The following is a 19960-nucleotide window of genomic DNA, read 5'->3' on the forward strand; positions in this document are numbered from 1 at the left end:
CGCAAATCGACACAGCCCCGCGCCTCTTACGGAGCGCTTCTCGCCACGCAGGTTTTCAAGTGGTCGTTCACCAACCCGCACGCCTGCATCAGGGCGTACGCCGTCGTCGGGCCTACGAACTTCAGGCCCCGCTTCTTCAGGGCCTTCGACAGAGCCGTCGACTCGGCCGTCACCGCCGGGACGTCCCCGAGTTTCTTCGGGGCCGGCCCCGGCTTCGGGGCGTGGGACCAGATGAACTCGTCCAGCTCTCCCGGAGCCCAGTCGACCAGCACGCGCGCGTTGGCGATCGTCGCGTCGATCTTGAGGCGGTTGCGGATGATGCCCACGTCGGCGAGGAGGCGTTCGCGGTCGGTGTCCGTGAAGGTGGCGACCTTGGAGATCTGGAAGCCGTCGAACGCCGCCCGGAAGCCCTCGCGGCGGCGCAGGATCGTGATCCAGGAGAGGCCCGACTGGAAGGCCTCCAGGCTGAGGCGCTCGTAGAGGGCGTCGTCGCCGTGGACCGGGCGGCCCCACTCCTCGTCGTGGTACGCGACGTAGTCCTCCGTGGAGAGTGCCCAGGGGCAGCGCAGGGCGCCGTCCGGGCCCGCGACGGCCCCGCCCTCGGTCACTGCTGGTCGCCTTCGACCGGCTTGTGCATGGAGACGTGGGCGCTGGCCTGGGCGCCCGCGAGGGCGTGCTCCAGGTCGGCGATCCGAGCGTCGCGCTCGGCGAGTTCGGCGGCGATGCGGCCCAGCGCGTCGTCCACCTCGGCCATGCGGTAGCCCCGCGCGGCGAGCGGGAAGCGGAGGGTCTCGATGTCGGCGTGGTTCACCGGGCGGTCCGGGGGCAGCGGGTCGTCGAGGCGCTCGGGCGTGGCGTCGGGCAGCGGGGCGTTCTCGCCGCCGCCGATCACCGAGAGGGTCACGGCGCCGACCACGACGGCGAGCCCGACGACCAGGAACAGGAACATGAACATCTCTGAGGTCTCCACGGGCGTCGATGTCGGACGTGCCGAAGCCGAATGTGTCAGGGTCCGATCGTGCCATGCGACGCTGACAGTTAGGGTCACAGGCGGCTGAAGACCGGTACGTACTAGGAGAGGTCACAGGGGATGCTCAGGCTGGGCAGGCGTGAATTCGACACGCACGAGCCGGTGATCATGGCGATCGTGAACCGGACCCCGGACTCCTTCTACGACCAGGGGGCCACGTTCCGCGACGAGCCCGCCCTCGCGCGCGTGGAGCAGGCGGTGGCCGAGGGCGCCGCGATCATCGACATCGGCGGGGTCAAGGCCGGTCCCGGCGAGGAGGTCACCGCCGACGAGGAGGCGCAGCGCACGGTCGGCTTCGTGGCCGAGGTACGGCGGCGCTTCCCCGACGTCATCATCAGCGTCGACACCTGGCGGCACGAGGTCGGCGAGGCCGTCTGCGAGGTCGGCGCGGATCTCCTGAACGACGCGTGGGGCGGTGTCGATCCCCGGCTCGCGGAGGTCGCCGCGCGGTACGGGGTGGGGCTGGTGTGCACGCACGCCGGTGGCGCGGAGCCGCGTACCCGGCCGCACCGGGTGACGTACGACGACGTCATGGCCGACATCCTGCGCGTGACCGTAGGGCTCGCCGAGCGGGCCGTGGAACTCGGGGTCCCCAGGGAGTCCGTTCTGATCGATCCCGGGCATGACTTCGGGAAGAACACGCGGCACAGCCTGGAGGCGACGCGGCGGCTCGGGGAGATGGTCGACACGGGGTGGCCCGTGCTGGTCTCGCTGTCCAACAAGGACTTCGTGGGCGAGACGCTCGACAAGCCGGTCAAGGAGCGGGTTGTCGGCACGCTCGCGACCACCGCGGTGTCTGCGTGGCTGGGTGCGCAGGTGTACCGGGTGCACGAAGTCGCGGAGACGCGGCAGGTGTTGGACATGGTGGCGTCGATCGCGGGGCACCGGCCTCCGGCGGTGGGCAGGCGGGGGCTGGCGTAAGTTTTCTCGCCCCCGCCGCCCCTACCCGTCCCATCCCTGGGGGCTGCGCCCCCAGACCCCCGCTTCGGCCTGGACGGCCTCGTCCTCAAACGCCGGACAGGCTGAGTGGAGCCGGCCCGAGTTCAGAAGTGAGCGGGCTGTTCACTACCGTCCCGCTTCCTTCGACACCAGCGCTACCGCCTCATCGACGTCATCCGTGACGTGGAACAGAAGCAGGTCCTTCTCCGACGCCTTGCCCTGGGCGATCAGCGTGTTCTTCAGCCAGTCGACCAGGCCGCCCCAGTACTCGCTCCCGAAGAGGACGATCGGGAAGCGGGTGACCTTCTGGGTCTGTACGAGGGTGAGGGCCTCGAAGAGTTCGTCGAGGGTGCCGAGGCCGCCGGGGAGGACCACGAAGCCCTGGGCGTACTTGACGAACATCATCTTGCGGACGAAGAAGTAACGGAAGTTCAGCCCGATGTCGACGTAGGCGTTGAGGCCCTGCTCGAAGGGCAGCTCGATGCCGAGGCCGACGGAGATGCCCTTGGCCTCCAGGGCGCCCTTGTTGGCCGCCTCCATGGCGCCGGGGCCGCCGCCGGTGATCACGGCCCACCCGGCCTCCACGAGGGCGCGTCCGAGGCGTACGCCCGCTTCGTACTCCGGTGAGTCCGGCTTGGTGCGGGCCGAGCCGAACACGCTGATCGCGGGCGGCAGTTCGGCCAGGGTGCCGAAGCCCTCGATGAACTCCGACTGGATCCGCAGGACGCGCCACGGGTCGGTGTGGACCCAGTCCGAGGGGCCGCCCGCGTCCAGGAGGCGCTGGTCGGTCGTGCTCGCGGTCACCTGGCCGCGCCGCCGGAGGACCGGTCCCAGGCGCTGCTCCTCCGGTGGCTGCTGCTTGCCCTCGGGGTTGCCTGTAGCCATGTGCGCTCCCTCCACTTGCAGGTGTTTCCACCTCAGCGTAGGTCTACGCGGGTTACAGCGGGGGGACGTACGGATGTCAGCCCGTCAGCCAGTCCACGAGCCGCCGTTCGGCCTCGGGGATCAGGGCCGCCTCGACCCGCTCGTCGACCTTGTGGGCGAGGAGTTGGGCGCCGGGGCCGTAGTTCACCGCGGGCACGCCGAGCGCGCTGAAGCGGGCCACGTCGGTCCAGCCGAACTTGGGCCGGGCCTCGCCGCCGACGGCCGCCATGAAGGCAGCGGCGGCCGGGTGGGTCAGGCCGGGGCGGGCCCCTCCGGTGTGGTCGTCGACGACGAACTCGTCGACCCCGCAGTCCGCGAAGTAGTCCCGTACGAAGGCCTCCGCCTCCTCCTCGCTGCGGTCGGGCGCATAGCGGAAGTTGACAACCAGGGTGCACGCGTCGGGGATGACGTTGGTGGCCACACCCCCTTCGACGCGCACCGCGTTGAGGCCCTCGTGGAACTGGAGGCCGTCCACGACGGGTGTGCGGGGCTCGTACGCGGCGAGCTTGGCCAGTGCCCTTGAGGCCGCGTGGATCGCGTTGGAGCCCATCCACGCGCGCGCGGAGTGCGCTCGTTCACCCTTGAACTTCAGGAACACCCGGAGCGTGCCCTGGCAGCCGCCCTCGACCTGACCGTCCGTCGGCTCCAGGAGGACCGCGAAGTCGCCCTCCAGCCAGTCCGGATGGGCCTCGGAGACGTGCTTGAGTCCGTTGAGGTGGGCGGCGACCTCCTCGTTGTCGTAGAAGACGAACGTCAGGTCGCGGTTGGGGGCCAACACCGTTGCCGCGATACGGAGTTGGACCGCCACTCCGGACTTCATGTCGCAGGTGCCGCAGCCCCACAGGACGCCGTTCTCGTCGAGGCGCGAGGGGACGTTGTCGGCGATCGGGACGGTGTCGATGTGGCCGGCCAGGACGACGCGTTCGGGGCGACCGAGGTTCGTGCGGGCGACGACGTTGTTGCCGTACCGGTCGACCGTCAGGTGCGGCAGGGTGCGCAGGGCGGTCTCGATCGCGTCGGCGAGGGGCTTCTCGGTGCCGCTCTCCGAGGGGAAGTCGACGAGCTGCGCGGTGAGCCGCGCGGCGTCCAGCGTGAGGTCAAGTGCGGTGTCGGCCATGGCATCGACCCTAACGCGAAGGGCCTCTCCACCGTTTGTCCACACCCGGCGCAGCGGTAACAGGAGCCTCCAGTACCTTGTGGGGATGCTCCAGTCCCCCACCCCCAAGAAGCGTCGACGCGGCCGCCTCTTCCGGTTCTCCTCGGCGCTCGTGGTGCTGCTCGCGGTCGCGGGCTATCTCGTCGTCCAGTACGTCACCGGCGGCCGGGGCGGGCCCGGTTGCAAGGTGGTCTCCGGCAAGGACGACGGCCAGGCGTACGAGTTCTCGCAGGAGCAGACGATGAACGCGGCGACGATCGCCGCCGTCGGCACCGGGCGCGGGATGCCGGAGCGGGCCGTGACGATCGCGCTCGCGACCGCCCTCCAGGAGTCGCAGCTCGTCAACATCCAGCACGGCGACCTGGATTCGCTCGGCCTGTTCCAGCAGCGGCCCTCACAGGGCTGGGGCACCAAGAAGGAGATCCTGGACCCGACGTACGCGGCGGGCGTCTTCTACGAGCACCTGGCCAAGGTGAACGACTACCAAACGCTCCCCCTCACGGTCGCCGCGCAGCGCGTGCAGCGCAGCGGCTACCCGGAGGCGTACGCCAAGCACGAGCCCGAGGCCACGCTGCTGTCCGCCGCCCTCACCGGGCAGGCGGCCGCCACGCTGACCTGCCAGGGCCTCCCGGACACCACCCAGGCGGACACCGGCCCGGACGCCGTACGGGCCGCGCTGGTACGGGACTTCGGGCGCACGGTGCTGAAGGAGACGGGCGCGGAGGTGACCGGCGGATCTACCTCCAAGGCCAAGTCGACGGCCAAGTCGACGCCGTCGCCCAGCGCGAGTGCGACCGGCGGGAGCAGCACGGTGACCCTGCCGGTGGGGTCCGGCAGCACGCGGACCGGCTGGCAGCTCGCGCACTGGGCGGTGGCCAACTCCTCGGTGCTGCACATCGAGCGCGTGTCGTACGCCGGCCGCGAGTGGGCCGCCGGCAGTGCGGACGACCCGTGGCACTCGACCGCCACGAAGGCCTCCGGTGGGGTGCGGATAGTGACCGAGCGGCAGGGCGGGCAGAAGTAGCCGAGAGGCAATGACCGGGCAGTCGTACGGGTCGTCACCCGTAGGGGTTATGCGTGGTCGATGCGGGTCCGGGCGTACGCAGGTTTTCGTGCGGTCGCCCTGGCGTGCACCGAAGTCCTTGAAAACAAAGGGCTGCGAGCATTTGGCAGGCTTTCACACCGGGCGCTCTTTGTCCGTTTTTATCCGTAGCTGATTATGCGACGCATTGCCAACTCTTTACGTTGCCGCTCCGCAACCTTCGCGCGCTTCGAGCGGTAGTCACTGCGTCCGAGCCCGGAGATCAACACAAGGAGCATCATGTCCCTCCCCCTGACCCGCCGGATCGCCCGTGCCGCGCTGCTCGTCGCAGCGGGAGCGGCAGCCGGGGTCGGTGCGGCCGGCTCCGCCAGTGCGGCCCCCTCCCTGCCGGCCACCCCGAACCTGGGCGCACTGACCGCCCTGGACGGGGCGAGCGTCGGCAACACGGTCGACGGCGCGAGCCAGAACGTCACGGGGGTCGCCGGCAAGTCCGGTGGCCAGGCCCTGGAGAAGGCGGTGCCGGCCGCGGGCAAGACCGGTGGGAAGGTTGCCAAGACGGTGGCTCCGGCTGCGCAGCACGTTGCCGGGGACACGGCGGGGCAGGCCGGGGGTCTGCTCGGTGAGACCGCGAAGACGGCGACTGCGGGTGGCGGGTTGCCGACGGACGCGGTCACCAAGGGTGGGCTGCCGACCGCGCAGGAGCTGCCGTTGAAGGGGCTGCCGCTCGGCTAAGCGCCCTGCGTTGAAGGGGTCCAGGGAGTTCCCTGGACCCCTTTTTGCGTCGTTCTTCGGCTTGCGGCCGGTGGGGGCTGGTCGCGCAGTTCCCCGCGCCCCTAAAAGCAAAAGACCTTCAGCTGAGCCTGTTTACAGCTGCCTGTACTCGCTCGTCCGTCGCCGTCAAAGCCACCCTTACGAAGTTCTCGCCCGCCTCGCCGTAGAAATCGCCCGGAGCCACCAGGATGCCGAGGTCGGCCAGGTGGGCCACCGTCGTCCAGCAGGATTCGTCCCTGGTCGCCCAGAGGTAGAGGCTCGCCTCGCTGTGTTCGATGCGGAAGCCGTGCTTCAGCAAGGCCTCGCGGAGGGCCGTGCGGCGGGTCAGGTAGCGCTCGCGCTGTTCCTGGACGTGGGTGTCGTCCCCTAGGGCCGCCACCACTGCCGCCTGCGTCGGGGCCGAGGTCATCATGCCGCCGTGCTTGCGGATCTCCAGGAGCGGGGCCAGGACCTCCGGGTCGCCGGCGAGGAAGGCCGCGCGGTAACCGGCGAGGTTGGAGCGCTTGGAGAGGGAGTGGACGGCGACGATCCCGTCGTAGGAACCGGCGTTGACGTCCGGGTGGAGGACCGAGACCGGGTCGGCCTCCCAGCCGAGTTCGAGGTAGCACTCGTCGGAGAAGATCAGGATGTCGTGCTCGCGGGCCCAGGCGACGATCCGGGTCAGCTCGTCCTTCGGCAGGACCTCGCCGGTGGGGTTCGACGGGGAGTTGAGCCAGAGGAGCTTCAGGCCCTCGGGGTTCAGCTGTGTCGGGTCGTCGTAGGTCTCGTACTCGGCTCGGGCCAGGCGGGCGCCGACCTCGTACGTGGGGTACGCGAGGCGCGGGTAGGCCACGCGGTCGCCGGGGCCCAGGCCCAGCTGGGTCGGGAGCCAGGCGACGAGTTCCTTGGAGCCGACGATGGGCAGGACGTGGCGGTGGGTCACGTCGCGGGCGCCCAGGCGGCGCTCCACCCAGCCCGTGATCGCGTCGCGCAGTGCCGGTGTGCCCCAGACCGTCGGATAGCCGGGCGAGTCGGCCGCGGCGATCAGCGCTTTCTGGATCAGGTCGGGAACCGGGTCCACCGGGGTGCCGACCGACAGGTCGACGATGCCGTCCGGGTGCGCCGCGGCCGTCTTCTTGTACGGCTCCAGCTTGTCCCAGGGGAAGGTGGGCAGGCGGTCGGTTACTGCGGACACGATGACTGGCTCACTTTCTGGTGCGTGCGCCCCGTACAGCCGTCGTCAGACCGCTGTACGGCAAACGCCTCGGCCCCGTAGGGCGCTGATCGGGCGTGATCAGGCCGTACGGGACCGAGGCGGCGCGTCTGTGCGGGCCGCTCTTACTGGTTCTGCGGCGGCAGCGCGGCGACGAAGGGGTGGTCGCGCTCGATCAGGCCCAGCTTGCTGGCGCCGCCGGGGGAGCCGAGCTCGTCGAAGAACTCGACGTTGGCCTTGTAGTAGTCCTTCCACTCCTCGGGAGTGTCGTCCTCGTAGAAGATCGCCTCGACCGGGCACACCGGCTCACAGGCTCCGCAGTCGACGCATTCGTCCGGGTGGATGTACAAGGACCGTGAGCCCTCGTAAATGCAGTCGACCGGGCACTCCTCGATGCACGCCTTGTCCTTGACGTCTACACAAGGCTGCGCGATGACGTAGGTCACGCTGTCGTTCCTCCTCGATAGGGCGCTGGCGGGCCTCCGTAGGCTCCGCCGCCCGGCGCGCGGGAGCGCGGCGTCGTCCATGCCCGCACCTAGTATCTCCGTTCCGGGGCGTGATCCATACAGGAGGGGTGAACTGACCTGTGGAAATCTCTGCGGCGGGACGTCTTGAGGTCCGCATAACCGCTGCTGACGTGGGCAAACGGGTGTCCGTCAGGTGCTTGACAGATGCTGAAGACACGACGGAGAAGTTCACCGACACGGTGGGTGTTCTCACATCATGGGACAGCGGTGTGCTGACGATCACACGGAAGGGTGGCGCGTCCGTCCGTATTTCGGAATCCTCGCTGGTCGCGGGCAAGGTCGTCCCGGCCGCTCCGGCCCGACGGCGAGGACCGTCCGCCGGCTACCGGGAGTTGGCCCACGTCTCCTCGCGCGCGTGGCGGCCGGTGGAGAGCGAGCGGCTCGGCGAGTGGGAGCTGCGCGCCGCCGCCGGATACACCCGCCGCGCCAACTCCGTACTGCCCCTCGGCGATCCGGGCCCACCCCTCGACGAGGCCCTGACCGCCGTACGACGGTGGTACGGCGACCGGGGCCTGCCCGCGTACATCCAGACCGCGACCGGCGCGGAGGGCACCCAGGAGCTGCTCTGCGCCGAGCTGGAACGGCGCGGCTGGACCCGCGAGGTGACGGCCGAGCTGTGGGTCGGGGCCCTGGCCCCGGTCGCCGACCGCGCCGACGCGTCCGGGGTCGTGCTGTCCCGGTCCGCCGACGAGGCGTGGCTGGCCCGCTATCAGCGCAAGGGGGTGAGCGAGGTGGCCCTGAAGGTGCTGGGGAGTGGGCCCTCGGTGTGGTTCGCGACCGTGCCCGGCGAGGGGGCCGAGCCAGCTGCCATCGGGCGGTGTGTCGTCGACGGGCGGTGGGCCGGGTTCGCCGCGGTCGAGGTCGATCCGGCGCTACGGCGGCGGGGGCTGGGGTCGGTCGTCATGGCCGCGTTGGCCTCGCGGGCATTGGAGGAGGGGGCTTCGGCCGCGTGGTTGCAGGTCGAGGCGGAGAACGTGGGGGCGCGGGCGTTGTACTCCGGGATGGGGTTCTCCGCGCATCACGCCTATCACCACTACCGCGACTCCCGTGACTCCGGCGACGGTTCGTCGTGACGGGTTACGAGTTCGCCGTGTCCGGTCCCTGTCCCCCGCCCCCCGAGCGGGCCGCCGAGGTACGTCAGCTGTTCGCCGAGGAGGTGCGGTCGGAACGGCCCGATCTGGCCGTGCTGTGCCTGCTCGTGGGGGCTGCGGCGGACGGGGCGCTGGACGACGCGGGCATCGACGCGGCGCAGATGGAGCTGGACCGGCTGGCCGGGCAGGTGCCGTATCGCCCCGGCGGGCCCGCTGCCTGGGCGAGCGCGTTGCGTCGACTCCTGGGCGAGCGGTTCGAGTTCCGGGGCTCGCCCGGTGACTATCAGCGGTTGGAGTCCTCGTTGCTGCATGCGGTGCTGCGGCGGCGGCGCGGGCTGCCGATCCTGCTCTCCCTGGTGTGGATGGAAGTTGCCCGGCGGGCGGGGGCGCCGGTGTACGGGGTCGCGTTGCCGGGGCACTTTGTCGTGGGGTTCGGGCCGGCGGAGGAGCAGGTGCTGGCCGATCCCTTCGACGGGGGGCGGGTGTTGTCGGGCGGCGATGCGGAGTTGTTGGTGGCGGGGGCGACGGGGGGTGCGCTGGAGCCGTCCATGCTTGTGCCTGCGGCGCCTCTGGAGGTTGTTTCGCGCGTCCTGAACAACATTCGGGCGTGGGCTGCGGCTCGGCCTGAGCGGTCCGATGTCGCCCTGTGGGCTGTGGAGTTGGCGTTGGTGTTGCCGTCTCATGCGGCCCGGTTGCGGTATGAGCGGGCTCAACTGCTGGTTCAGCGCGGGGATTTCTTGACCGGCGCGGCTGAACTGGACGCGTATGCCGAGGTGGTGGCGGCCGTGGATGAGCCTGCTGCGGATCGAGTGCGGGGGCAGGCTCATTCGGCTCGGGCGATGTTGAACTGACTTTCGCCTATTCGCCGTTGGGGCCTTGGTCGTCTTGCGTCTGATGGCGCGTTGGGGCTGGTCGCGCCCACGCGGCGGAGCCGCACATCGATACAGCCCCACGCCCCTGCCGGAACCGCCCTTGCCTGTGTTTTACAGCCAGCCTTTCTCCCTTGCGATGCGCACCGCCTCTGCCCTGTTCCGTACCGCCAGCTTCTGGATCGCTGTCGACAGGTAGTTGCGGACCGTCCCCTGCGACAAATGCAGGGCCTTCGCCAGTTCAGCGTTCGTCGACCCGTCCGCCGCCGCCCGCAAAACCTCCCGCTCACGGTCTGTCAAAGGGTTGGCCCCCTCCGCCAGTGCCGCTGCCGCCAACGTGGGGTCGATGACCCGCTCCCCCGCGAGCACCTTCCTTACCGCTTCGGCCAGTTGGGCCGCCGGGGCGTCCTTCACCAGGAAGGCGTCCGCTCCCGCTTCCATCGCGCTGCGGAGGTAACCGGGGCGGCCGAAGGTCGTCAGGACCACCAACTTCACCTCGGGGAGTGCCTTGTGGACCTGGGCCGCCGCCTCGATGCCTGTGCAGCCCGGCATTTCGATGTCGAGGAGGGCCACGTCCACGGCGTGCTCTCGGGCCGCCGCCAACACCTCGTCGCCGCGGGCCACTTGGGCGACGACCTCGATGTCGTCCTCCAGGCCGAGCAGTGCGGCCAGTGCCTCGCGGACCATCGACTGGTCCTCGGCGAGGAGGACCTTGATCGTACGGCTCATGCGGGCGATCCTACGTCCGTCACGGCGGCCGGGGCGTCGGCGGGCACCCGTGCCACCAGCCGGAAGCCGTGTTTGAGGCGGGTCGTCTCCAGGGAGCCGCCGGCCTTCTCCAGGCGCTCGGTGAGGCCCGTCAGACCGTTGCCGGGGCCCTTGCCGGAGCCGCCCGAGCCGTTGTCCTCGACGGAGAGTTCGAGCATCGGGCCGTCCAGGGTGTGGCGCCGCACCAGTTCGACCACGCAGCGTTGGGCGCCGCTGTGCCGTACGACGTTGGTGATCGCCTCGCGCAGGGCCCAGGCCAGGGCCGACTCGCTCCCCTCGGACGCCGCCGTCAGGTCTGGTTCGGAGGGAAGGTCCGCGATGACTCCCGCCGCCGCCAACGCGACCTGCGCGCCCGCCAGTTCGCCGGCCAGGCGCGGGCGGCGGTAGCCGGTGACCGCCTCGCGGACGTCCACCAGGGCCTGGCGGCTGACCTGTTCGATGTCGGTGACCTGCTGGGCCGCCTTGTCGGGGTGGTCGGGGAGCATCCGGCCGGCCAGTTCGCTCTTCAGCGTGATCAGGGAGAGGGAGTGGCCGAGGAGGTCGTGCAGGTCTCGGGCCAGGCGCAACCTCTCCTCGTTCGCCGCCAGTTGGGCCACCGTGGCCCGCGCCTTGCGCAACTCGACCGTCGTGCGCACGAGTTGCCGTACTCCCGTCATGGAGTAGCCCACAAGGAGCACGATCAGGAACAGGCCCCAGGCGTCGTCCAGGTCGTCGACGAACCAGCCCGCCAGCATCATCGCGGCGGTGGTCAGCGGGATCGTCCAGTACGCGGCGGTCAGCGGGAGGGTGACCCCGCAGGTGACGGAGACGTAGACGAAGAGGCCGAGCCAGGAGTGGCCGAGGGAGAGGGTCAGGGCCACCGCCAGTACCCACAGGACGGCGACCATGGCGCCGACGAGCCAGCCGGAGTAGGGGCGGCCCATGGTGCGGAAGACGACCGCCAGGTAGATCCCGGTGAAGGCCACCAGACCCGCCCAGCCGGCCGTCGTGGCAGCGGTGGTGTGGTGGTCGCCCAGCAGGTCCTGCACGGGTGCGCCGAGGAAGACCAGCCAGGGCAGGATCCACACCAGCTTGCGCAGCACCTCGCCCCGGTCGCGGGGCGGCTGTCCGATCCGGATCAGCCGCTCCACCCTGGCCTTCTCCGGCAGCGGGTCTTCGGTCATCGCGCTCACGCCTTCAGCGTGTCCTTCCGGTACAGCCACGCCGCCCCGCCCGCGAACAGGGCGAAGTAGACGACGAGGAGGGTGACGTCCTTGGCGTGGGGCGACCGGCTCTGCTCGATCGCCTGGCCGAGGGCAGCGTACGCGTGGGTGGGCAGCCACTTCGCGATGGACTGCAGCCAGTCGGGGAACGTCGTGGCGGGCATCCACAGGCCGCCCAGCATCGACAGTCCGAAGTACGTGATCATGGTGATCGGGCGCACCGCGTCCCCGCTCGCCATGTACCCGATGGCCACCCCGAGCGCGGCGAAGACCAGGCTGCCGGCCCAGATCGCGCCGGTCAGCGCGAACCACTGCCAGGCGTCCAGCCGTACGTTCTTCACGGTCGCGGCGACGATGAACACGACGACGATGGAGGGCAGGCTGACCACCGCGGCGCTGGCCGTCTTCGCGATCACATAGCCGCGGCCCGGCAGCGGGGTCAGCCTCAACTGCCGTACCCAGCCGCTCTCCCGCTCCTTCGCGATGCGTTCGCTGTTGCCCATCAGGACGGCGGTCAGGGCGCCGAAGGAGGCCATCGAGACCATCATGTACGTCGCCACGGTCAGGCCCGTGCCGTCGACCTTGTCCGTGCTGCCCGCGCTGCCCGCGATCAGCAGGAACAGGGCCGAGGGGTAGATCACCGAGAAGAACAGGAACTTGCGGTTGCGCAGGGCGCGGGTGAGTTCCAGTTTGATCAGGCTGTTCATGACTGCTTGGCCTCCTCGGCGGCGGTGATGGCGACGAAGGCCTGCTCCAGGCCGAGCCCGGCGACTTCGAGGTTGCGGGGGTAGACACCGAGGCCGTAGAGCGCGTGGACGGTCGCGTCGGCGTCGGTGGACTGGATGCGGATCGTGGAGCCGCTTATGTCGATCGACGTCAGGAACGGGAGGGACCGCAGAGGGGCCTCGTCGATCTCGCCCTCCAGGTCGAAGGCGACCTTGCGTGCGCCGGCCTTCGCCTTGATCTCGGCGGCGGTGCCGTCCGCGAGCAGCCGGCCGCGGTGCAGGACCAGTACGCGGTCCGCGATGGCGTCGGCCTCTTCGAGGTAGTGGGTGGCGAAGAGGACCGTACGGCCCTGGTCGGCCTGTTCGCGCATGGTGGCCCAGAAGGCCTGGCGGGCGGTGACGTCCATGCCGGTGGTCGGCTCGTCGAGGACGATCAGGTCGCTGTCGCCCGCGGTCGCGAGGGCGAAGCGGACGCGCTGGGCCTGGCCGCCGGAGAGCTTGTTGACCTTGCGGTCGGCGATCTGCGCGATGCCCGCACGGGCGATCACGTCCGCGACCTTGTACGGCTTGGGGTGCAAGTCGCAGGCCAGCCGGACCAGTTCGGCGACCGTGACCTCGTCCATCAGCCCGCCGCTCTGCAGCATCGCGCCCACCCGCCCGGCGACGATGGCATCCCGCGGGCTGGTCCCGAAGACCTCGACCTTGCCGGTGTCGGCCTGCTTGAGGCCGAGCAGCAGATCGAGGGTGGTCGACTTGCCGGCCCCGTTCGGACCGAGCAGGGCCACCGTCTCCCCCGGGTGCAGCACGAGCGACAGCCCGTCGACGGCCCGGACCTCGCCGTAGCTCTTGCTCACCTGATCGAACCCGACCACCGCTGTGGTCGCGGTCCCCGCTGTTGTCGTCATGCCACCCATCGTGGCCGCCGGGGGCCGGTGCCCGGCAGTGTCGGCGGTCCGGTGTGCCGCATGACAGATGTCATGGGACGACGACTGCCTTCCTACGACGAAGGGGCACCCGGCGCTGTGCCGGGTGCCCCTTCGTGCGGTCGTCGTGCGCTAGCTGGGGTTCGTGACGATGGTCCCGACCCGGTTGGTCTTGCTGATGAGGGCCTGGCGCAGGGCGCCGTAGACGTCCTCGGGGGTGACGGCCGTCTTCTGGCCGGTGGCCCGGGTGATCGTCACGCCGTCGAAGGTGCTGCCGTAGAGCGTCTTGAGGGCGGTGAGGTCGGGGCTGTCGGTGAGCTTGCCGTTCACGGCCTTCACCCTGAGGAACTTCCACAGGGATTTGTTCGGGCTCAGCGGCAGGGTGACGCCGGTGTCCGTCTTGACCGTGACGAGGGCGGACATCGCGGGTTCCGCGAAGGCCTTCATCTCGCGGTCGACCTCGGCGTTCGAGACCGTCGGCTGCTTGGTGGTCGTCGGGACGGTCACCGCGGTGGCCGTGCCGGTCTCCACCTCGGTGCGGTACGCCTCCTCGACGGCGTCGGTGGACGCGGCCGCGTCGATCGCCTTGCCCGCCTTGCCGTAGACCGCGACGGCCTTGCCGGACGTGAACTGGATCGTGCCCTCGGTGACCGCGCCGGAGCCGGAGCCGCCGCCGAGGTCGGAGAGGGCCGCGTGCAGCTTCTCCTCGTCGACCGGCATGACCGGGGCGACGACCCGGTGCTGGCCGAAGAGCGAGCCGATCACGGAGACCGGGTTGTAGTCGCTGGTGGCCGCCGCGCTGACGGTGGCCGTGGTGTCGAACTGGAGCCCCGCCTGGTCCGGCTTGAGCGAGACCGTCTTACCGCCGACCGACAGCTTCAGCGGCTTGTTCACGCGGTCGCCGAACGCGTCGTCGAGCTTCTTGACGGCGTCGTCACGGGTGCCGCCGCCGATGTCGAGACCGAGCACGGTGGTGCCCTTGGGGACGTCGGTGTGGTTCATCAGCAGGCCCGCGCAGTAGGCGCCGCCGCCGATGACGATCACGCCGACGCAGAGCAGGACCAGCTTGCTGCGGCCCTTCTTCTTTTTCTTCGCGCTCTTGCCGGTGTTCTTGGCCGCGGCGGGCGCGCTCTGCGCCGCACCGGGCTCGGGCAACTTCGGAGGCGTGTGCGGCAGCGGTCCGTCGGGGTGGGTGCCCGTGCCGAACGGCGCGTTCCCCGCGCCCGGGATGACCGGCATCCCGCTGGTGACGGTGTGTCCGGAGACCTGGTCGGCGGGGGCGCCGTAGCCGGGGCCACCGGGTTCGGGGGCCGGCTTCTGCGGGGTGAGGATCGCGGTGTCGTCGCTGAGACCACCGCCGGGGATCATGCCGGGGATGCTCGCGCCGCCGGGGCCCATGCCCGGGCCACCGGGTCCCATGCCGGGACCGCCGGGGACCGAACCCGGGCCGCCGGGACCCGCGCCGGGACCGCCAGGCCCTGTGCCGGGACCGCCAGGGCCCCTGCCGCGACCGCCGCCGTGCCGGCCGGAGGGCGCACCCGGGGCACCGGGACCACCCGGTCCACCGGGGCCTCCGTTCGTGCCGCCAGGTCCAGGCCCGTCCGCGTAGCCGCTCAGCGCGCTGGGCGCGCCCGGTGCTCCGCCCATGGGGCCGGGCGGGAGCATCAGGCCGTTGCCGGTGACCGGACCGCCGGTCGGGCCCGCGGGACCCTCGGGACCGCCCGGACCGCCGCGCCCGTTCGGGCCGTTGAAACCGTTGGGTCCACCCGGACCACCGGGACCGCCCGGGCCTCCGGAACCCATGCCCTGACCGTTCGGCCCGGGGAACTGCTCGGCTCGCCCGCCGAGGCCGTTGCCCCCAGGGAAACCGCCCAGCTCGCCCTGGCCGTTGGACTCGGGGTAACCGCCCTGCCCGCCCTGAGCGTTGGGCTCGGGGTAACCACCCTGTCCGCCCTGGCCGTTGGGCCCGGGGTAGCCGCCCTGCTGCCCGTTGTCCGAGAAGTACGGCAGGTCGTCGCGGCGCGGTTCGCCGGGGCCGCCGTTGGGGCCGCCACCGTTCGGGCGCGGCCCGTTGCCGGCCGCCAGTGCTTCCGTCACGTCGAAGGAACCCGTGCCGCCACCGTGTCCGGGGGCGACGGGTCCGGCGCCGGTGGCGCCGCCCATTCCGGCGCCGTTCGTGCCGCCGTTCGCGGCGGCCTGCCGGGCGGCGCCCGTCACGTTCATGCCGCCGACCACACCACCGGGACGACCGGCACCCGGCCGGCCCGCACCGGGCGCACCGGAAGCGGGCGCACTCGGGGTGCCCGCGGCCGAACCGCCGGGAATCCCGGCGCCGTTGGTGCCGCCACCGCCCTGACCGCCCTTCGCGGGGCCGGACTTGCGGGGTGCGAACCAGTCGCTCGTCTTCTCCTCGGCGCCGGGCAGCGCGAGTTCGGCGGACGGCTCGACGACGCCGCCGGTGGGCAGCGCGGAACTCGGCAGCTGCACCTCGGCGGTCGTGGATCCGTCGCCGGACCCGGTGTCCGCGACGGGCGTGCGCACGACGACAGGCGGAATGGGCCGCGAACCGGGGATGTTGATCCGGATCCGGGTCGTCAGCGTCGTCTCGGTCTTGCGTTCCTCCGGCTGCGCGGCCGAACGCCCCGCATCCGTACGGTCGTCGGAAGCCGCCGGCGTCCCGTACGGCGGGGTCCCCGAGGGGTAAGCGGCTCCGCCGCGCCCGTCGGGCCCGGAGGACGGAGTGTCAGTTTCACGACTCAAGGCAGGTTCTCCCGGTTGGCTCCGCCGCCCGACACCCACGGGCGACTCGGCGGCGCGCACCACCATACTGGCCACTTCTTGGCGCTATCCCACGGCCGCTGGGGAAACCCACACCGGACTCGCACGCGCGCGTCACCGCGAAGTGGTACGTCACTTGCCAAGTCGGACGTCAGGGCTGGTTGGTTGCCGCCCCAAACCCAACGTGGCACAGATCACAGCTACGGCCATCCCACCGAGCAGGAAGAGATAGGAACCGACTCCCGCGCCGAACAGGAAGTCTCCTTCCGGACGGCTGGCGGTGAGCAGGATGACGGCGACCATCCAGCCCGCGGCGGGCGCCACGGCCCCGCCCCTCCCGTCGGTCGCTCTCGCCCCGCCGAGGAACAGTCCGGCGGCTCCCACGAGCGCGAGCAGCAGCCCGCCCGGGAACCACGCGGCCTGCACGAGGGCCCCGGCCGCCCCGACGACCGCGCCGAGCGCGAAGAGTCCGAGGTAGGCCAACACCCGCAGCGCGGACGGCCGTTGCAGCGGCTGCGCGAGCAGACTCCCGCCGTTGGTTGCGCTCATCACAGGCCCAGCCCTTCGAAGAGATCGGACTCAGTCGCCCCGCCGCGCCCGCCGTTCACAGAAGAATGCACCAACTCGTAGTACTCGGTGGTGAACACGGGCTGCGCGAGATAGTTGGAGAGCACGAAGTACGGCTGTTCCGGGGCCACTTCGACCTGCGTGGCGTGCGCGCGCAACGCGGCGGTCTTGGCGGCGGCGTACGCGGTGCCGTCGATCACGGTGGTGATCCGCCCGTCGTCCACGACACCCGGCACGTCGTCCACGGCGGCCGTCTCGGCGAAGGGCAGCTCCGGCAGCGCGTCACGCAGCCGCGCGAAGCCCTCTTCCACGACGGTCCTGGGGACGCGGTTCCAGTAGACCTTGGCGATCGACTGCCCCGCGTCGCCGGCGAGTTCGGCCGCGCGCATGGCCACGCGGTGGGCCTGGATGTGGTCGGGATGGCCGTAGCCGCCGTCGGGGTCGTAGGTGACGAGGACCTGCGGACGGACCTCGCGGATGACCTCGACGAGATGTCCGGCGGCCTCGTCGACGTCGGCCTGCCAGAAGCAGGCGGGGTCGTCGTTGTCCGAGGTGCCCATCATCCCGGAGTCGCGGTATCTGCCGAGGCCGCCCAGGAAGCCGTGGTCGGTGACCCCGAGCGCCTTCATGGCGGCCGTGAGCTCGCGCTCCCGCTCCTCGGCCAGTCCGGCGCCCAACAGATGCCGCAGTGCGGGCGGGATGACCTCGCCGCGCTCTCCGAGGGTGCACGTGATCAGCGTCACGTGGGCACCCTCGGCCGCGTACTTGGCCATCGTCGCGCCGTTGTTGATCGACTCGTCGTCCGGGTGCGCGTGCACCAGCAGCAGACGACGAGCGCAGCGAGATGGGGGTCCCCCCGCCCGCAGGGTGGGGGAGGGCAGTTCCGTCATGGACCCACCCTAAAGGCGAGCCGTCAGAACTTGATGCTGCCGATCATGCTCGCGATGTTCGTCGTGAGATCGCTGATCGTGGGCGCGATGGTCGAGGAGGCCAGATAGAACCCGAGGAGGACACAGACGACCGCGTGCCCGCCCTTCAGCCCTGATTTCTTGACCAGAAGGAAGACGACGATCGCCAGCAGCACCACCGCCGAAATCGAGAGTGCCACGGCGGCTCACCTCCAATGATCCCAGGGACTAGGGGGGGGTCGGACTATGGGGGCAATGGATCCATGGGGTGGATCCTCAGCGCAAATCGGTAGAGCAAATCCATACAGGAGCCAGCAGGTTCATACCCACGCAGCGCTAGTGATCATAACTATCCGCGCTCGCGCATCGCTCGGCGCACAGCCGCACAAGGGGGCGCATGGCCAATATGGTCGGGGCATGACGACCGAGGCTGACTCCTTCCCCCGACGGCACGCCCGTACCCAGCGGTTCACGCTCGGCGCGCCGCGCGCGTTCACCGTGTCACCTGACGGTTCGCGGGTCGTGTTCCTGCGCTCCCCCTCCGGCACGGACCGGGCGAACGCGCTGTGGGTCCTCGATCCGGCGGTCGGCGAGGAGCGCGTCGCGGCCGACCCGCGCGCCCTCCTGGGCGGCGCCTCGGAACACCTCTCGCCCGAGGAGCGGGCCCGCCGCGAACGCACCCGCGAGGGCGGCGCGGGGATCATCGGCTACGCCACCGACAGCGAGGCCGAGCTGGCGTCTTTCGCCTTGTCAGGGCGGCTTTTCACGGCGGACCTGCGGGCCGGCACGGCACGCGAACTCCCGGTCCCCGGACCGGTGATCGACCCCCGCCCGGCCCCCGACGGGCAGCACATCGCCTACGTCACGGGCGGCGCCCTGCGCGTCGTGGGAGCCGACGGCGACGGTGACCGGGCGCTCGCCGAGCCGGAGTCGGACCAAGTCACCTATGGACTGGCCGAGTTCATCGCGGCCGAGGAGATGAGCCGGACGCGCGGCTTCTGGTGGTCGCCGGAGTCGGACCGACTGCTGGTCGCGCGCGCGGACGACACGCCGGTCCAGCGCTGGTGGATCGCCGACCCCGCCCACCCCGAGCGCGAGCCGCAGCGGGTCGCGTACCCGGCGGCGGGCACGGCCAACGCGGACGTGCGGCTGTACGTGATCGGGCTGGACGGGACGCGCACGGAGGTCGTCTGGGACCGCGTCCGTTACCCGTATCTGGCGCGAGTGCACTGGTCAGCGGCGGGTGCGCCGCTGCTGCTCGTGCAGGCCAGGGACCAGCGCAGCCAGCTGTTCCTCGCCGTGGAGCCCGACTCGGGGGCGACCCGGATGGTGCATGCCGACGAAGATCCAATTTGGCTTGATCTTTTCCCTGGCGTGCCGTGCTGGAGCCCCTCGGGACGGCTCGTGCGGATCGCCGACGAGGGTGGCGCGCGGGTGCTCGCGGTGGGTGAACGCCTGCTCACAGGGCCGCAGTTGCACGTCCGCGCGGTGCTCGACGTCTCCGACGACCACGTGTTGATCTCGGCGTCGGCGGGCGAGGACGCGCCGACCCCGGAGACCGGCGAGGTGCACGTCTACCGCGTCAACGAGCTCGGCCTGGAGCGCCTCTCGCAGGAGCCCGGCGTGCACTCGGCGGTACGCGCCGGGGGCGTGACCGTGCTGATCTCAGCGGTGCCGGACCGGCCGGGCACACAGGTCCAGGTGCTGCGCGAGGGCAGGAAGGCGGTGCCGATCGCGTCGTACGCCGAAGATCCCGGCCTGTCCCCGCGCATCACGTTCACCGAGGGGGGCGCACGGCGCGTCCCGTGCGCCCTGCTTATGCCACAGGACTACGACGGCAGCAGTCCGCTTCCGGTTTTGATGGACCCCTACGGCGGTCCGCACGGCCCCCGCGTGGTCGCCGCGCACAACGCGCACCTCACCTCGCAGTGGTTCGCCGACCAGGGTTTCGCGGTCGTCGTCGCCGACGGGCGCGGCACCCCGGGCCGCTCACCGGCCTGGGAGAAGGCGATCCACCGCGACTTCACCCTCTCCCTCGACGACCAGGTCGACGCCCTCCAGGACCTCGCGAAGAGCCACCCCCTGGACCTCTCCCGGGTGGCCATCCGCGGCTGGTCGTACGGGGGTTGGCTCGCGGGGCTCGCCGTCCTCCGCCGCCCGGACGTCTTCCACGCGGGCATCGCGGGCGCCCCGGTCACCGACTGGCGGCTCTACGACACCCACTACACGGAGCGGTACCTCGGCGACCCGGCCAAGGACCCGGAGTCGTACGCGAAGAGCAGTCTGATCACGGACGACGGACTGTCGGCGCCCGCCGACCCGCACCGCCCGCTGATGGTCGTGCACGGTCTCGCCGACGACAACGTGGTGGTCGCGCACTCCCTGCGGCTGTCCTCCGCGCTGCTGGCCGCCGGCCGCCCGCACGAGGTGCTGCCGCTGTCGGGCGTCACGCACATGACCCCGCAGGAACAGGTCGCGGAGAATCTCCTGCTGCTCCAAGTGGACTTCCTGCGGCGCGCTCTCGGCCTGGCCGGGCGGTAGTACTCCA

Annotated in this window: 20 protein-coding genes; 6 read left to right on the forward strand and 14 right to left on the reverse strand. The window is 71.0% G+C overall.

The genetic code is table 11. The annotated features are described in order from the left end of the window. Window positions 1-26: 26 nt before the first annotated feature. Together OG504_RS19460 and OG504_RS19465 are read right to left on the reverse strand one after the other, a co-directional pair. Complete coding sequence (locus OG504_RS19460; RefSeq protein ID WP_405990946.1) at window positions 27-608, reverse strand: DNA-3-methyladenine glycosylase I; 582 nt, start codon at window positions 606-608, stop codon at window positions 27-29. Next, window positions 605-955 carry a DivIVA domain-containing protein gene (locus tag OG504_RS19465; protein WP_405996376.1) on the reverse strand — a complete coding sequence of 117 codons (351 nt, stop codon included), beginning with the start codon at window positions 953-955 and terminating at the stop codon, window positions 605-607. The genes OG504_RS19460 and OG504_RS19465 overlap by 4 nt, the downstream gene beginning before the upstream one ends. Before the next feature lie 135 nt (window positions 956-1090). Here OG504_RS19465 and folP point away from each other — a divergent pair, with 135 nt between their 5' ends. Continuing rightward, window positions 1091-1951: a dihydropteroate synthase gene (folP, locus tag OG504_RS19470; protein ID WP_405990947.1), complete on the forward strand. Its 861-nt coding sequence runs from the start codon at window positions 1091-1093 to the stop codon at window positions 1949-1951. 144 nt (window positions 1952-2095) lie between these two features. Here the strand turns inward: folP and OG504_RS19475 are convergent, their stop codons facing one another. Both OG504_RS19475 and dapE read right to left on the reverse strand, forming a co-directional pair. Next, window positions 2096-2854 carry a TIGR00730 family Rossman fold protein gene (locus tag OG504_RS19475; protein WP_318018671.1) on the reverse strand — a complete coding sequence of 253 codons (759 nt, stop codon included), beginning with the start codon at window positions 2852-2854 and terminating at the stop codon, window positions 2096-2098. A gap of 76 nt (window positions 2855-2930) precedes the next feature. Further along, on the reverse strand, window positions 2931-4010 hold the full coding sequence (gene dapE / locus OG504_RS19480; protein ID WP_405990948.1) for a succinyl-diaminopimelate desuccinylase: 1080 nt from the start codon (window positions 4008-4010) through the stop codon (window positions 2931-2933). 85 nt (window positions 4011-4095) lie between these two features. On the opposite strand from dapE, the gene OG504_RS19485 reads away from it, so the two are divergent. Then, complete coding sequence (locus tag OG504_RS19485) at window positions 4096-5073, forward strand: heavy metal transporter (RefSeq protein WP_405990949.1); 978 nt, start codon at window positions 4096-4098, stop codon at window positions 5071-5073. A 297-nt stretch (window positions 5074-5370) separates the two neighbouring features. Next, a complete protein-coding gene (locus OG504_RS19490) occupies window positions 5371-5823 on the forward strand; it encodes an ATP-binding protein (RefSeq protein ID WP_266861847.1) in 453 nt (150 codons plus the stop codon). Between the two features lie 118 nt (window positions 5824-5941). On the opposite strand, the gene OG504_RS19495 is transcribed toward OG504_RS19490, so the two are convergent. Beyond that, a complete protein-coding gene (locus OG504_RS19495; RefSeq protein WP_405990950.1) occupies window positions 5942-7036 on the reverse strand; it encodes a bifunctional succinyldiaminopimelate transaminase/glutamate-prephenate aminotransferase in 1095 nt (364 codons plus the stop codon). Between the two features lie 143 nt (window positions 7037-7179). Then, complete coding sequence (fdxA, locus tag OG504_RS19500) at window positions 7180-7500, reverse strand: ferredoxin (RefSeq protein ID WP_019058397.1); 321 nt, start codon at window positions 7498-7500, stop codon at window positions 7180-7182. 140 nt (window positions 7501-7640) lie between these two features. On the opposite strand from fdxA, the gene OG504_RS19505 reads away from it, so the two are divergent. Both OG504_RS19505 and OG504_RS19510 read left to right on the forward strand, forming a co-directional pair. Beyond that, window positions 7641-8654 (forward strand): GNAT family N-acetyltransferase, encoded by a 1014-nt coding sequence (locus tag OG504_RS19505; RefSeq protein WP_405990951.1) that lies wholly within the window; start codon window positions 7641-7643, stop codon window positions 8652-8654. Beyond that, window positions 8651-9523, forward strand: coding sequence for a tetratricopeptide repeat protein (locus tag OG504_RS19510; RefSeq protein ID WP_405990952.1), 873 nt, complete (start codon window positions 8651-8653; stop codon window positions 9521-9523). Before OG504_RS19505 ends, OG504_RS19510 begins: the two co-directional genes overlap by 4 nt. Before the next feature lie 132 nt (window positions 9524-9655). On the opposite strand, the gene OG504_RS19515 is transcribed toward OG504_RS19510, so the two are convergent. The 8 genes from OG504_RS19515 to OG504_RS19550 form a co-directional block, all read right to left on the reverse strand. Beyond that, window positions 9656-10270, reverse strand: coding sequence for a response regulator (locus tag OG504_RS19515; RefSeq protein ID WP_405990953.1), 615 nt, complete (start codon window positions 10268-10270; stop codon window positions 9656-9658). Beyond that, window positions 10267-11481, reverse strand: coding sequence for a sensor histidine kinase (locus OG504_RS19520; protein WP_405990954.1), 1215 nt, complete (start codon window positions 11479-11481; stop codon window positions 10267-10269). Before OG504_RS19520 ends, OG504_RS19515 begins: the two co-directional genes overlap by 4 nt. Beyond that, the gene (locus OG504_RS19525; protein WP_405990955.1) at window positions 11478-12218 is read right to left on the reverse strand and encodes an ABC transporter permease; all 741 of its coding nucleotides are present in this window, start codon (window positions 12216-12218) and stop codon (window positions 11478-11480) included. The genes OG504_RS19520 and OG504_RS19525 overlap by 4 nt, the downstream gene beginning before the upstream one ends. After that, window positions 12215-13141, reverse strand: a complete 927-nt coding sequence (locus OG504_RS19530; protein ID WP_405990956.1) for an ABC transporter ATP-binding protein — start codon at window positions 13139-13141, stop codon at window positions 12215-12217. Before OG504_RS19530 ends, OG504_RS19525 begins: the two co-directional genes overlap by 4 nt. Before the next feature lie 150 nt (window positions 13142-13291). Then, on the reverse strand, window positions 13292-15919 hold the full coding sequence (locus tag OG504_RS19535) for a hypothetical protein (RefSeq protein ID WP_405990957.1): 2628 nt from the start codon (window positions 15917-15919) through the stop codon (window positions 13292-13294). 150 nt (window positions 15920-16069) lie between these two features. Next, a complete protein-coding gene (locus OG504_RS19540; RefSeq protein WP_405990958.1) occupies window positions 16070-16486 on the reverse strand; it encodes a DUF6113 family protein in 417 nt (138 codons plus the stop codon). Then, window positions 16486-17394: an N-acetyl-1-D-myo-inositol-2-amino-2-deoxy-alpha-D-glucopyranoside deacetylase gene (gene mshB, locus OG504_RS19545; RefSeq protein WP_405990959.1), complete on the reverse strand. Its 909-nt coding sequence runs from the start codon at window positions 17392-17394 to the stop codon at window positions 16486-16488. The genes OG504_RS19540 and mshB overlap by 1 nt, the downstream gene beginning before the upstream one ends. 23 nt (window positions 17395-17417) lie before the next feature. Further along, window positions 17418-17612 (reverse strand): hypothetical protein, encoded by a 195-nt coding sequence (locus tag OG504_RS19550; protein ID WP_019058412.1) that lies wholly within the window; start codon window positions 17610-17612, stop codon window positions 17418-17420. Between the two features lie 217 nt (window positions 17613-17829). On the opposite strand from OG504_RS19550, the gene OG504_RS19555 reads away from it, so the two are divergent. Continuing rightward, window positions 17830-19953, forward strand: a complete 2124-nt coding sequence (locus tag OG504_RS19555; protein ID WP_405990960.1) for a prolyl oligopeptidase family serine peptidase — start codon at window positions 17830-17832, stop codon at window positions 19951-19953. Window positions 19954-19960: the final 7 nt, after the last annotated feature.

The sequence above is a fragment of the Streptomyces sp. NBC_00986 genome (genome assembly GCF_045162565.1).
Classification (GTDB): domain Bacteria; phylum Actinomycetota; class Actinomycetes; order Streptomycetales; family Streptomycetaceae; genus Streptomyces.